This window comes from Tepidimonas alkaliphilus (genome assembly GCF_007556595.1).
GTDB classification, from domain to species: domain Bacteria; phylum Pseudomonadota; class Gammaproteobacteria; order Burkholderiales; family Burkholderiaceae_C; genus Tepidimonas; species Tepidimonas alkaliphila.
In genome coordinates this window covers 13,240-27,008 of record NZ_VJNB01000006.1, presented here as the reverse complement: position 1 = coordinate 27,008, position 13,769 = coordinate 13,240, and the positions used below count along the sequence as shown (strand labels likewise).

Genomic DNA, 13,769 nt, shown 5'->3' with positions numbered 1-13,769 from the left:
CGCCGCCGCGCGCGCTCTGAAAGCGACCCGAGGATAGAGGAGACCCGACGATGCCCGTCAAAGCCCCGCGCCCCGGCGACCTGGAGCCGATCGAGACCGCCAGCCGCGACGAGATCGCCGCGCTGCAGCTCAAGCGCCTGAAGTGGAGCGTGCGCCACGCCTACGACAACGTGCCGCACTACCGCGCCAAGTTCGACGCCGCCGGCGTGCACCCGGACGACCTGAAGACGCTGGCCGACCTGGCCAAATTTCCCTTTACCACCAAGGCTGACCTACGTGAAACCTATCCGTTCGGGATGTTTGCCGTGCCGCGGCAGCAGGTGGTGCGCATCCACGCCTCCTCCGGTACCACCGGCAAGCCCACCGTGGTCGGTTACACCCAGCGTGACATCGACACCTGGGCGCATCTGGTGGCGCGCTCGATCCGCGCCGCCGGCGGCCGCCCCGGCGACATCGTGCACGTGGCTTACGGCTACGGCCTGTTCACCGGCGGGCTGGGCGCGCATTACGGCGCCGAGCGGCTGGGCTGCACCGTCATTCCGATGTCGGGCGGACAGACCGAGCGCCAGGTGCAGCTGATCATGGACTTCAAGCCCGACATCATCATGGTGACGCCGTCTTATTCCTTGGTGATCGCCGAGGAGTTCGAGCGGCTTGGCATCGCGCCGGAGCAGATTCCGCTCAAGGTCGGCATCTTCGGCGCCGAGCCGTGGGGCGAGGGCATGCGCGCCGAGATCGAACGCAAGCTTGGGCTGGATGCGGTGGACATCTACGGCCTGTCGGAAGTGATGGGCCCCGGCGTGGCCAACGAGTGCATCGAGACCAAGGACGGCCCGGTGATCTGGGAGGATCACTTCTACCCCGAGATCATCGACCCCGACACCGGCGAGGTGCTGCCCGACGGCGAGGAGGGCGAGCTGGTCTTCACCTCGCTGACCAAAGAGGCCATGCCCGTCATCCGCTACCGCACGCGCGACCGCACGCGGCTGCTGCCGCCCACCGCGCGCAGCTTTCGCCGCATCGGCCGCATCACGGGACGCACCGACGACATGATCATCCTGCGCGGCGTCAATGTCTTCCCGACGCAAATCGAGGAGCAGATCCTGCGCGACGCGCAGCTGTCGGGCAACTACCTGCTGGTGCTGACGCGCGAGGGGCACCTGGATCAGCTCGAGGTGCGCTGCGAGCTGCAGCGCCACCTGAGCGGGCGCCTGTCGGAGGCCGAGCGCGCGCTCATCGCCCACGAGCTACAGCACCGCATCAAGACCTTCATCGGCGTGAGCACCCGCGTGACGGTGCTGGACGCCGACACGCTGCCGCGCACCCAGACCGGCAAGGCGCGGCGCGTGCTGGACGAGCGGCCCCGTCCGCTGTGACCCCCTCGAGGAGATCCGCCATGTACACGCAAGCGCTCAGCCTCCCCGATCCGGCCGCGACGAAGGTGCAGCCGATCCAGCCCGACGAGCCCGCTGACAAGCTCGCCGCTTTCCAGGCGCGCATCGACGCCGACGGTCGCATCGAGCCACAGGACTGGATGCCCGAGGCCTACCGCCGCACGCTGATCCGCCAGATCAGCCAGCACGCGCACAGCGAGGTGGTCGGCATGCTGCCGGAGGGCAACTGGATCACCCGCGCGCCCAGCCTCAAGCGCAAGGCCATCCTGCTGGCCAAGGTGCAGGACGAGGGCGGCCACGGGCTGTATCTGTATTCCGCTGCCGAAACGCTGGGCGTCAGCCGCGCCGAGCTGATCGAGCAGCTGCACTCCGGGCGTGCCAAATACAGCTCGATCTTCAACTACCCGACCCTGACCTGGGCTGACGTCGGCGTCATCGGCTGGCTCGTCGATGGCGCGGCGATCATGAACCAGATCCCGCTGTGCCGCTGCAGCTACGGGCCGTACGCGCGCGCGATGATCCGCATTTGCAAGGAGGAGAGCTTCCACCAGCGCCAGGGCTACGAGCTGCTGCTGACGATGATGCGCGGCACCGACGAGCAGCGCCGCATGGTGCAGGACGCCGTCAACCGCTGGTGGTGGAAATGCCTGGCGATGTTCGGCCCGCCCGACAGCGCCAGCGTGCACAGCGAGCAGAGCATGCGCTGGGGCATCAAGCGCATCAGCAACGACGAGCTGCGCCAGAAGTTTGTCGATGCCACCGTGCCGCAGGCCGAGGTGCTGGGCGTGACACTGCCCGACCCGAAGCTGAAGTGGAACCCCCAGCGCGGCCACTACGACTTCGGCGAGATCGACTGGGACGAGTTCTGGCGCACCGTCAACGGCCACGGGCCGTGCAACAAGGAGCGCCTTGGCACGCGCATCAAGGCGCACCGCGACGGCGCCTGGGTGCGCGAGGCGGCGCTGGCGCACGCGCGCAAGCGCCAGGCGCGCGCGCTGAAGGCGGCGGCCTGACCCCGCCGCCGCAGGAGAGGAGAACCCGACGATGAGCGACCCCCAAACCCCCGCCAACCCAACCCCGGCGCTGAAGGACTGGCCCCTATGGGAAGTGTTCGTGCGCAGCAAGCAGGGCCTGGAGCACAAGCACTGCGGCAGCCTGCACGCGGCGGATGCCACGCACGCGCTGCAGATGGCGCGCGACATTTACACCCGCCGCCAGGAGGGCGTCAGCATCTGGGTCGTGCCCTCCGCGGCGATCGTGGCCAGCCGCCCGGACGACAAGGGCGAGTTCTTCGAGCCGGCGGCCGACAAGATCTACCGCCACCCGACCTTCTACGAGATCCCGGACGAAGTGGGGCACATGTGATGGACGCCGTGGCCACCGAGACCGACGTGCGGATCGACTACCTGCTGCACCTGGGCGACAACGCGCTGGTGCTGGCGCAGCGTAACTGCCAGTGGTGCGGCGTCGGCCCGGTGCTGGAGGAAGACCTGGCGCTGGCCAACCAGAGCCTGGATCTGATCGGCCAGGCGCGCCTGTTGTATCAAGAGGTGGCGCGGCTGGAGGGCGGCGAGGCCACCGAGGACACCTACGCCTACTGGCGCGACGCGCACCAGTTCCGCAACTACGTGCTGCTGGAGCTGCCGGCCAGCCTGCCGCGCGTCGGCTACGCGCAGGGCGACATGGACTGGGGCGTGACGCTGGCGCGCAATTTTCTCTACAGCGCGCTGATGGTGCCGCTGTGGGACGCGCTGCAGGCCAGCCGCCACGAGCCGCTGGCGGCGATCGCCGCCAAGTCGCTGAAGGAGGCGCGCTACCACCTGCGCCACGCCAGCGAATGGGTGGTGCGCCTGGGCGACGGCACCGAGGAGTCGCACGCGCGCATGCAGGCCGCCTTCGACCACCTGATGCCGTACACGCAGGAGTTCTGGACGGCGAGCGACTTCGAGCGCGCGGCGGTGCAGGCCGGCGTCGGCGTGGACGTGGCGGGCCTGCGCGACGCCTGGCGCGCCACCGTGGCGGCGACGCTGCAGGAAGCGACGCTGCGCCTGCCGAGCGACGAGGGCTACGTGCCGCAGGGCAAGACCGGGCTGCACTCCGAGCACCTGAGCCACCTGCTGGCGGAGATGCAGTCGGTGGCGCGCGCCCATCCCGGCGCGCAGTGGTGAGCCGCCGCGACGGAGCCGACGCCATGACCGCCGCCCTGCCCACCGTCGACGAGGCGCTGCTTGAGCGCGTGCGCGCCGCGCTGGAGGCGCTCACCGACCCGGAGATCCCGGTGGTGACGCTGGCCGACATGGGCATCCTGCGCGACGTGCGCGCCGCCGCCGACGATCCGGCGCAGGTCGAGGTGATCCTCACGCCCACCTACAGCGGCTGCCCGGCGATGGCGCAGATCGAGGACGACGTGCGAGCGACGCTGCAGCGCCTGGGCGTTCCGGGGCGCGTCGTCACGCAGCTGGCCCCCGCCTGGACCACCGACTGGATGAGCGAGGCCGCGCGCGCCGAGCTGCGCGCCTACGGCATCGCGCCGCCGGGCCGCTGCGCCGCGCCGGCCGTCGGCGGCGCGCAGGTGCTGCGCTTCGTGCCGCGCGCCGCCGCCGACGAGGAGGCGGTGGCCTGCCCGCGCTGCGGCTCCACCCACACCCGTGAGGTGTCGCGCTTCGGCTCCACCGCCTGCAAGGCGCTGTGGCAGTGCCTGGACTGCCGCGAGCCGTTCGACCACTTCAAGCCCCATTGACCTCCCCGAGAACAGCAAGGCGCCCCGATGAGCGTGCCCCGATTCCACCCCCTAAAAATCCAGCGCGTCAGCCCTGAAGCCGGCGGCGCGGTGGCGATCACCTTCGTCGTGCCCGAGGAACTGCGCGAGACCTTCCGCTTCGAGCCCGGGCAGTACCTGACGCTGCGCGCGCGGCTCGACGGCGAGGAGCTGCGGCGCAACTACTCGATCTGCAGCCCGCGCTCGCGCTACGAGCGCTGGGGCGAGCTGGAAATCGGCATCAAGCCGGTGGCCGGCGGGCGCTTCTCCAACTGGGCCGTGCAGTCGCTGCACCCCGGGCAGGTGCTGGAGGTGATGCCGCCGCAGGGCCGTTTTACCGTGCAGCGGCCGCGCGCGCTGCACCGGGTGGGGTTTGCCGCAGGATCCGGCATCACGCCAATTCTGTCGATCGTGGCCAGCACGCTGGAGGAGCAGCCGCACAGCAAATTCACGCTGGTGTATGGCAACCGTCGCACCGCCAGCATCATGTTCAACGAGGCGCTGCAGGATCTTAAAGACCGCTACCTCGACCGCTTCACCATGATCCATGTGCTGTCGCGTCAAGCGCAGGAGGTGGATCTGCTGCAGGGCCGGCTGGACGAGGCCAAGGTGCGCGCCATCATGGACGCGCTGCTGCCGCCGGCCAGCATGGACGAGGTGTTCATCTGTGGGCCGCAGGCCATGATCCAGGCCACTGAGCGCGCGCTGCGGGCCGCCGGGGTGCCGGAAGGCCGCATCCACAGCGAGCGCTTCACCACCGACGCGGCGCAGGCTGCCAAGGTGCAGGCTGATGTGGACGCCGCCGGGGCGCGCCGCGCGGCGCACGCCGCCGCCCAGGCCATCGTCGTGCTGGACGGCAAGCAGCACGAGGTGCCGATCGTTGCCGGCGAAACGGTGTTGGACGCAGCCTTGGAAGCGGGGTTGGACTTGCCCTACTCCTGCAAAGGCGGCGTCTGCAGCACCTGCCGCGCCAAGGTGCTGCGCGGCCAAGTGGTGATGGAGCGCAATTTTGGCTTGACCGAAAAGGAGGTGGCCGAAGGATTCGTGCTGACTTGCCAGGCGCGCCCCTGCACGCCTACATTGACGCTGAGTTTTGACGAGCGCTAAGCAGCGGCCGGGCGTTTGGCATTCTGCCCGGATGCGCCGCTCCCCAAGCGCGGGCGGGTCGGCCGCGAAGGCCGCCAGCCTGCACGTTGAACCACCCTCGCCGAGGAGACTGCCATGAAACTGCGCCATTTACTGCTGACCCTGGCCGCGGCTGCTCCCATGGGGGCAGCCTGGGCCGATATCCAGGTAGGCGTGACGCTGTCGGCCACCGGCCCGGCGGCGTCGCTGGGCATCCCAGAGAAAAACACCATCAGCCTGTTGCCGCAAACCATTGCTGGCGAGAAGGTCAACTACATCGTGCTTGACGACGCCAGCGACACTACAGCGGCGGTGACCAACACGCGCAAGCTGATCAGCGAAAACAAAGTCGATGTGGTCATCGGCTCCACCACCACGCCCAACTCGCTGGCGATGATCGACGTGGTGGCCGAGGCGCGCGTGCCGATGATCTCGCTGGCGGCCTCGGCGCGCATCGTCGAGCCGGTCGACGACAAGCGCCGCTGGGTGTTCAAGACGCCGCAGAACGACATCCTGATGGCGATGGCCATCGCCACCCACATGGCCGACAACGGCGTGCGCAACGTCGCCTTCATCGGCTTTGCCGACGCCTATGGCGAGGGCTGGTACCAGGAGTTCGCCAAGGCCGCCGGGGTGAAGAAGCTCAACATCGTCGCCAACGAGCGCTACAACCGCACCGACACCTCCGTCACTGGCCAGGTGCTCAAAATCATCGCGGCGCGGCCCGACGCGGTGCTGATCGCCGGCTCCGGCACGCCGGCGGCGCTGCCGCAAAAAACGCTGAAAGAGCGCGGCTACGCCGGCAAGATCTACCAGACGCACGGCGTGGCCAACAACGACTTCCTGCGCGTCTGCGGCAAGGACTGCGAGGGCACGCTGCTGCCCGCCGGCCCGATGCTGGTGGCCGACCAGCTCCCCAACGACCATCCGGTCAAGAAGTCCGCGCAGGCTTACGTGAAGGCCTACGAGGACGCCTACGGCAAGGGCAGTGTCACCACCTTCGGCGGCCACGCCTGGGACGCCGGGCTGCTGCTGCAGGCCGCCGTGCCGCAGGCGCTCAAAAAAGCCAAGCCCGGCACGCCCGAGTTTCGCGCCGCGCTGCGCGACGCGCTGGAAAGCGTCAAAAACGTCGCCGGGGCGCACGGCATCTTCAACATGTCGCCCACCGACCACAACGGGCTGGATCAGCGCGCGCGTGTCATGGTGCGCATCGAAAACGGCACCTGGAAATACGCGCCGTAAAGCGTGAGGCCGCATGGATTGGCAGATTGCCCTTTTTCTGGCGCAGGACGGCATCGTCAACGGGGCCATCTACGCCTTGATGGCACTTGCCTTGGTGCTGGTGTTTTCGGTCACGCGCGTCATCTTTGTGCCGCAGGGGGAGCTGGTGGCCTACGCGGCGCTGGCGATGGCGGCGCTGCAGGCCGGCGCCACGCCGGGCATCCTGTGGCTGCTGCTGGCGATGGCTGCGGCGGTGCTGGCGCTGGAGCTGTGGCGCCAGCGCCGCGGCGCCACCGTGGACTGGTGGTCCACGCTGCTGTGGTGCGTTGCGCTGCCGGGGCTGGCGGCGCTGGCGTTGCTGGTGTGGCGGCCGGCGTCGCTGCTCGGGCAGGCGCTGGCGGTGCTGCTGCTGGTCACGCCGCTGGGGCCGCTGACGTACCGGCTGGCGTTTCGGCCGCTGGCGCACGCCACCGTGCTGGTGTTGCTGATCGTGGCGGTGGCGCTGCACGGCGTGCTGATGGGGCTGGGCCTGTGGTTCTTCGGCGCGGAGGGCGCGCGCACCCCGCCGTTCTCGGAGGCGCGGCTGGATCTGGGCGGGCTGCCGGTCGGCGGGCAGGCGTTGGTGGTGATCGGCGTCACGGTGGCGTTGGTGCTGGCCATGTTTGCCTTCTTTGAGCGCACGCTGCTCGGCAAGGCGCTGCGCGCCACCGCCATCAACCGCGTCGGCGCGCGCCTGATGGGCATCCCGACCGAGCTGTCGGGCGATTTGAGCTTTGCGCTGGCGGCGCTGATCGGGGCGGTCTCCGGGCTGCTGATTGCGCCCATCACGACGGTTTATTACGACACCGGCTTTTTGGTCGGGCTCAAGGGGTTCGTCGCCGCGATCATCGGCGGGCTGGCCAGCTACCCGCTGGCGCTGCTGGGCGCGCTGCTGGTCGGGCAACTGGAGGCGTTCGCCTCGTTCTGGGCCAGCGCGTTCAAAGAAGTGCTGGTGTTTACGCTGATCATTCCGGTGTTGCTGTGGCGCTCGCTGCGCAGCCACCACGTGGAGGACGAGGAATGAGCGCACCGGCTTCCTCCCCTTCGATGACCGCACCGGCCGCCGCCCCGGGCGCACTGACCACGCGCACGCTGACGCTGCTGGCGGTGGCGGCGCTGGCCGCCGCGTGGGGCTGGCTGCCGCCGTTTACGGTGACGCTGCTGAACTACATCGGGCTGCACGCGCTGGTGGCGCTGGGCCTGGTGATGCTGACCGGCGTCGGCGGCATGACGTCGTTTGGCCAGGCCGCCTTTGTGGGGCTGGGGGCCTACGCCACCGCTTGGGTGTGCACCGCGCCGGCGGTGGCCGAGGCGCTGCAAGGGCTGCCGCCGGCGCTGCTGCCATGGCTCGGGCTGGCGCTGGGGCTTGTGCTGACGGCGCTGGTGGCCGGCGTGCTGGGCGCCGTCACGCTGCGCCTCGGCGGGCACTACCTGCCGCTGGCCACGATCGCCTGGGGGCTGAGCCTCTACTTTCTGTTTGGCAACCTCGGCTTTCTCGGCGGCCACACCGGCCTGACCGGCATCAGGCCTCTGGAGCTGTTCGGGCTGTCGCTGGCCGATCCGCGTCACCTGGGGGTGCTGATCTGGGCGGTGGTGCTGCTGGCGCTGTGGGCGCTGCACAATCTGCTGGATTCGCGCACGGGCCGCGCGATCCGGGCGCTCAAGAGCGGGCGCGTGATGGCCGAGTCGATGGGCGTGGACACCGGGCGGCTGCGCGCGCAGGTGTTTCTGCTGGCGGCGCTGCTGGCGGCGGTCTCGGGCTGGCTCTACGCGCACCTGCAGCGCTTCGTCAACCCGACGCCGTTCAACATCAACATCGGCATCGAGTACCTGTTCATGGCGGTGGTCGGCGGCAGCGGCCACCTGTGGGGCGCGGTGCTGGGCGCCACGCTGATCGCGCTGCTGAAGGAGCAGCTGCAGGACTGGCTGCCGCGGCTGCTGGGCACCAGCGGCAACTTCGAGATCGTCGTCTTCGGCCTGCTGATGATGGTGGTGCTGCAGCGCCATGCGGAGGGGCTGTGGCCGACGCTGGCGCGCTGGGCGCGCCGCGCCGGCGTACGCCCCGCCCCGGCCCGGCTGCCGGCGGCGGCGCCCCTGCCGACGCGGCCGCTGCCGCCGCCCGGCACGGTGCTGGTGGAGGCGCGCGACGTCACCAAGCGCTTCGGCGGCCTGGTGGCCAACAGCAAGGTGTTGCTGGAGGTGCGCGCCGGCGAGGTGCACGCGCTGATCGGCCCCAACGGCGCCGGCAAGAGCACGTTCTTCAACATGATCTCCGGCGTCGACGACCCCACCGAGGGCGAGGTGCGGCTGCTGGGCGAGCCGATGACCGGGCAGCCGTCGCGGGCGTTTGCGCGCCGCGGGCTGGCGCGCACCTTCCAGCACGTGCGGCTGCTGGGCCAGCGCAGCGTGCTGGACAACGTGGCGCTGGGCGCGCACCTGCGCGGGCGGCGCGGCTGGCTGGCCAGCATGCTGCGGCTGGATCGGCACGAGGAAGCCGCGCTGCTGGCCGAGGCCATGCGCCAGATCGAGCGCTGCGGGCTGGCCGAGCACGCGCACGCGCCCGCCGGGTCGCTGGCTTTGGGCCAACAGCGCATCGTCGAGATTGCCCGGGCGCTGGCGGCCCAGCCGGCGCTGCTGCTGCTGGACGAGCCGGCTGCGGGTCTGCGCCATCTGGAAAAGCAGGCGCTGGCGCGGCTGCTGGATCAGCTGCGCCGCGAGGGTCTGGGCATCCTGATCGTGGAGCACGACATGGAGTTCGTGATGAACCTGGCCGACCGCATCACGGTGCTGGACTTCGGCACCGTGATCGCGCGCGGCACCCCGGCCGAGGTGCAGCGCGACCCGCGCGTGCTGGCGGCCTACCTCGGCGACGATGGTCTGGGAGGCGCGGCATGAGCCCCGCCGGACGCCCGCCGCTGCTGCGCCTGCGCGGCTTTTCCGTCTCTTACGGGCCGGTGGAGGCGCTGCACCAGGTCGATCTGGACGTGCACGAGGGCGAGATCGTCACCGTCATCGGCCCCAACGGCGCCGGCAAGACCACGCTGCTCAACGCCGCGATGGGCCTGCTGCCGTCGCGCGGCGAGCTCGCGGTGGCCGGCGAGGTGGTGCCGCGTCCGAGCGTGGAGCGCATGGTGGCGCGCCAGGTGGCGCTGGTGCCGGAAAAGCGCGAGCTGTTCGGCGAGATGTCGGTGGAGGACAACCTGCTGCTGGGCGGCTTTGCGCGCTGGCGCCGCGGCGACCGCACGCAGCGCGCGCGCATGGAGGAGGTGTTTGCGATTTTTCCGCGCCTGCGCGAGCGCCGCGCCCAGATGGCTGCGACCCTGTCCGGCGGCGAGCGCCAGATGCTGGCGATCGGCCGCGCGCTGATGGCCAGGCCCCGCCTGCTGATGCTGGACGAGCCGTCGCTGGGCCTGGCGCCGCTGATCGTGCGCGAGGTGCTGCAGACCGTGGCGCGGCTGCGTGAGGTCGGCGTGTCGGTGCTGCTGATCGAGCAAAACGCCCGCGCCGCGCTGCAGATCGCCGACCGCGGCTACGTGCTAGAGATGGGCGCCATCGCCCTGCACGGGGCGGCCGAGGACCTGCTGCACGACCGCCGCATCGTCGAGACCTACCTGGGCCTGGGCGGCCGCCGCGGCGCCGAGCCGGCCGCCCCGTCCGCCGCCGTCGCCTGACGACCCGCCCGTCGCCGCGCCCGGGCCGGCGCGGTGCTCCCTGCCTTATTGACCCACCGAGAACCTGATCCCGATGAACGACATCCCCGTCCTGCAGAGCTACATCGCTGGCCGCTGGTTCGGCCACACCCCGGCGCAGACGCTGCGCAGCGCCGTCAATGGCCGAGCGGTGGCGGCCACGCACGCCGAGCCGATCGACTTCGCCGAGGCGCTGGCGCACGCGCGCCGCGCGCAGGCGGCGCTGCTGCGGTTGGACTTCCAGCAGCGCGCCGCGCGCCTGAAGGCGCTGGCTCAACACCTGATGGAGCGCAAGGAGGCACTTTACGCCGTTTCTGCCCACACCGGCGCGACGCGCCAGGACAGCTGGATCGACATCGAGGGCGGCATCGGCACACTGTTTTCGTATGCCAGCATAGGGCGCAACGAGCTGCCGAGCGGCAACCTGTTGCACGAAGGGCCGGTGGTGCCGCTCGGCAAGCAGGGGCGCTTCGCCGGCACGCACATCCTGGTGCCGCGCGCGGGTGTGGCGGTGCACATCAACGCCTTCAACTTCCCCGTCTGGGGGCTGCTGGAGAAGTTCGCGCCGACCTTCCTGGCCGGCCTGCCATGCATCGGCAAGCCCGCCACCGCCACCAGCTACCTGACTGAGGCGCTGGTGCGCCTGATCGTCGAGAGCAACCTGCTGCCCGAGGGCAGCCTGCAGCTCGTCATCGGCGGCACCGGCGACCTGCTGGATCGGCTGGAGGGGCAGGACGTGGTCACCTTCACCGGAAGCGCCGACACCGCGGCGCGGCTGCGCGCGCACCCCAACCTGGTGCGCCAGTCGATCCCGTTCAATGCTGAGGCCGACTCGCTCAACAGCGCGATCCTGGCCCCCGACGTCACGCCGGACGACGAGGAGTTCGACCTCTACGTCAAGGAGGTGGTGCGCGAGATGACCGTCAAGGCCGGGCAGAAGTGCACCGCGATCCGCCGCGCGCTGGTGCCGCGCCGCCACCTGGACGCCGTGGCCGAGCGGCTGCGCGCGCGGCTGGCCAAGGTGGTGGTCGGCGACCCGGCGCTGGAGGGCGTGCGCATGGGGGCGCTGGCCTCGCACGCGCAGCAGCGCGACGTGGCCGAGCGCGTGGCCCTGCTGCGCGCCGGGGCCGAGGTGGTGTGGGACGGCGGGCCGGACTTTGCGCCGCTGGGCGACGGCGCCGCCGAAGGGGCGTTTTGCGCGCCGACGCTGCTGCTGGCGCGCGACCCGCACGGCCACGCCGCCGTGCACGAGGTGGAGGCGTTCGGCCCGGTCAGCACCCTGCTGCCCTACGACGACCTGGACGAGGCGCTGGCCCTGGCCGCGCGCGGGCGCGGCAGCCTGGTGGCCACGCTCGTGACGCGCGAACCGCAGGTGGCCGCGCGCGCGATCCCGGTGGCGGCGGCGTGGCACGGCCGGCTGCTGGTGCTGGACCGCGAGGCGGCGGTGGAATCCACCGGCCACGGCTCGCCGCTGCCGCCGCTGAAGCATGGCGGCCCGGGCCGCGCCGGCGGCGGCGAGGAGCTGGGCGGCCTGCGCGCCGTCAAGCACTACCTGCAGCGCGCCGCGGTGCAGGGCTCGCCGACCATGCTGACGGCGGTCACCGGTGAATACGTGCGTGGCGGTGCGCGCATCGAGACCGAGGTGCACCCGTTCCGCCGTTATTTTGAGGACCTGCGCATCGGCGAGAGCCTGCTGACGCACCGCCGCACCGTCACCGAGGCCGACATCGTCGCCTTCGGCGGCATCTCCGGCGACTACTTCTACATGCACTTCGACGAGATCGCCGCCAAGGATTCGCCGTTTGGGCGGCGCATCGCGCACGGCTACTTCGTGCTGTCGGCGGCGGCGGGGTTGTTTGTCTCGCCGGCGCCGGGGCCGGTGCTGGCCAACTACGGGCTGGAGACGCTGCGCTTCGTCAAGCCGGTGGCCATCGGCGACACCATCCAGGCGCGCCTGACCTGCAAGCGCAAGATCGACCGCGCCAAGACCGACGCCCAGGGCCGCGGCCAGGGCGTGGTGGCGTGGGACGTGGAGGTCACCAACCAGCACGGCGAGCTGGTGGCCAGCTACGAGATCCTGACGCTGGTGGCCAAGCGCGCCTGAGCCTCGCATCGGGTGGGAGGTCGCGCCGTGAGGCGCCTCCCGCCGGCTTCCCTCTTCGATCCCCTTCCGACTGCCTGCCATGACCCACGCCTTCATCTGCGACGCCATCCGCACACCCTTTGGCCGCTACGGCGGCGCCCTGTCCAGCGTGCGCACCGACGACCTGGCCGCCAAACCCATCGAGGCGCTGATGGCGCGCCACCCGCGCCTCGACTGGGGCGCGCTGGACGACGTGATCCTTGGCTGCGCCAACCAGGCCGGCGAGGACAACCGCAACGTTGCGCGCATGGCCGCGCTGCTGGCGGGCCTGCCGGTGGAGGTGCCCGGCGCCACCATCAACCGGCTGTGCGGCTCGGGGCTGGATGCGGTCGGCTGCGCCGCGCGCGCCATTCGCGCCGGCGAGGCCGAGCTGATGATCGCCGGCGGCGTGGAGAGCATGAGCCGCGCGCCGTTTGTGATGCCCAAGGCCGAGACGGCCTTTGCCCGCACCAACGCGGTTTATGACACCACGATCGGCTGGCGCTTCGTCAACCCGCGCATGCAGGCGCTCTACGGCACCGACTCGATGCCGGAGACGGCGGAAAACGTCGCCGCGGAGTTTGCCATCGCGCGCGAAGATCAGGACCGCTTCGCGCTGGCCTCCCAGCGCAAGGCGCTGGCGGCGCAGCAGGCCGGCGTGCTGGCGCAGGAGATCGTGCCGGTGAGCATCCCCTCCCGCAAGGGTGAGCCGACCGTGGTGGCGCACGACGAGCACCCGCGCGAGACGACGCTGGAGGCGCTGGCCAAGCTCAAGGGTGTGGTGCGGCCCGACGGCACCGTTACCGCCGGCAACGCCAGCGGCGTCAACGACGGCGCCTGCGCGCTGATCGTGGCCAGCGAAGCCGCCGCCGCGCGCCACGGCCTGACCCCGCGCGCGCGCGTGGTCGGCATGGCGGTGGCGGGCGTGCCGCCGCGCATCATGGGCATCGGCCCGGCGCCGGCCACGCGCAAGGTGCTGGCGCGCACGGGCCTCACGCTCGAGCAGATGGACGTCATCGAACTCAACGAGGCGTTCGCCGCCCAGGCGCTGGCGGTGCTGCGGCTGTTGGGCCTGCCGGACGACGACGCGCGCGTCAACCCCAACGGCGGCGCGATTGCGCTGGGCCATCCGCTGGGCGCCAGCGGCGCGCGGCTGGTGACGACCGCCGTGGCCGAGCTGCACCGCCGCGGCGGGCGCTACGCGCTGTGCACGATGTGCATCGGCGTCGGCCAGGGCATCGCGCTGGTGCTGGAGCGGGTCTGACGACCGCGCTTGTTGATCAGGGCCTAAAACCAGCGCCAAAAAAAGACCCCCGACGCGGAGTCGGGGGTTCAAGCCTTTTGCTGTCACACACAAAGGCACCCGCTCAGGGAGGAAAAGCGGGGAGCCGCGTAGGGCTCACCTGAGAATTTATCACAAG

General features: G+C 70.9%; 12 protein-coding genes. All 12 read left to right on the top strand.

Annotation, left to right across the window (positions count from 1 at the left end):
• Positions 1–50: 50 nt before the first annotated feature.
• Positions 51–1,376 carry a phenylacetate--CoA ligase PaaK gene (gene paaK / locus Talka_RS06750; protein ID WP_143890361.1) on the top strand — a complete coding sequence of 442 codons (1,326 nt, stop codon included), beginning with the start codon at positions 51–53 and terminating at the stop codon, positions 1,374–1,376.
• A gap of 20 nt (positions 1,377–1,396) precedes the next feature.
• The gene (paaA, locus tag Talka_RS06745) at positions 1,397–2,407 is read left to right on the top strand and encodes a 1,2-phenylacetyl-CoA epoxidase subunit PaaA (RefSeq protein WP_143890360.1); all 1,011 of its coding nucleotides are present in this window, start codon (positions 1,397–1,399) and stop codon (positions 2,405–2,407) included.
• A 31-nt stretch (positions 2,408–2,438) separates the two neighbouring features.
• Positions 2,439–2,759: a 1,2-phenylacetyl-CoA epoxidase subunit PaaB gene (gene paaB, locus Talka_RS06740; protein WP_143890359.1), complete on the top strand. Its 321-nt coding sequence runs from the start codon at positions 2,439–2,441 to the stop codon at positions 2,757–2,759.
• Positions 2,759–3,562: a 1,2-phenylacetyl-CoA epoxidase subunit PaaC gene (gene paaC / locus Talka_RS06735; protein ID WP_143890358.1), complete on the top strand. Its 804-nt coding sequence runs from the start codon at positions 2,759–2,761 to the stop codon at positions 3,560–3,562. Before paaB ends, paaC begins: the two co-directional genes overlap by 1 nt.
• A 23-nt stretch (positions 3,563–3,585) precedes the next feature.
• The gene (gene paaD, locus Talka_RS06730) at positions 3,586–4,134 is read left to right on the top strand and encodes a 1,2-phenylacetyl-CoA epoxidase subunit PaaD (protein WP_143890357.1); all 549 of its coding nucleotides are present in this window, start codon (positions 3,586–3,588) and stop codon (positions 4,132–4,134) included.
• Between the two features lie 27 nt (positions 4,135–4,161).
• Positions 4,162–5,259: a 1,2-phenylacetyl-CoA epoxidase subunit PaaE gene (gene paaE / locus Talka_RS06725; RefSeq protein WP_143890356.1), complete on the top strand. Its 1,098-nt coding sequence runs from the start codon at positions 4,162–4,164 to the stop codon at positions 5,257–5,259.
• 114 nt (positions 5,260–5,373) lie between these two features.
• On the top strand, positions 5,374–6,519 hold the full coding sequence (locus Talka_RS06720; protein WP_143890355.1) for an ABC transporter substrate-binding protein: 1,146 nt from the start codon (positions 5,374–5,376) through the stop codon (positions 6,517–6,519).
• A 13-nt stretch (positions 6,520–6,532) separates the two neighbouring features.
• Entirely contained in the window at positions 6,533–7,561 is a 1,029-nt protein-coding gene (locus tag Talka_RS06715; RefSeq protein ID WP_143890354.1) for a branched-chain amino acid ABC transporter permease, read from the top strand.
• The gene (locus Talka_RS06710; protein WP_143890353.1) at positions 7,558–9,432 is read left to right on the top strand and encodes a branched-chain amino acid ABC transporter ATP-binding protein/permease; all 1,875 of its coding nucleotides are present in this window, start codon (positions 7,558–7,560) and stop codon (positions 9,430–9,432) included. Before Talka_RS06715 ends, Talka_RS06710 begins: the two co-directional genes overlap by 4 nt.
• A complete protein-coding gene (locus Talka_RS06705; protein WP_143890352.1) occupies positions 9,429–10,208 on the top strand; it encodes an ABC transporter ATP-binding protein in 780 nt (259 codons plus the stop codon). The genes Talka_RS06710 and Talka_RS06705 overlap by 4 nt, the downstream gene beginning before the upstream one ends.
• A 73-nt stretch (positions 10,209–10,281) precedes the next feature.
• Positions 10,282–12,330 (top strand): phenylacetic acid degradation bifunctional protein PaaZ, encoded by a 2,049-nt coding sequence (gene paaZ, locus Talka_RS06700; protein ID WP_185970087.1) that lies wholly within the window; start codon positions 10,282–10,284, stop codon positions 12,328–12,330.
• A 79-nt stretch (positions 12,331–12,409) separates the two neighbouring features.
• Complete coding sequence (gene pcaF, locus Talka_RS06695) at positions 12,410–13,612, top strand: 3-oxoadipyl-CoA thiolase (protein ID WP_143890351.1); 1,203 nt, start codon at positions 12,410–12,412, stop codon at positions 13,610–13,612.
• Positions 13,613–13,769 lie beyond the last annotated feature (157 nt).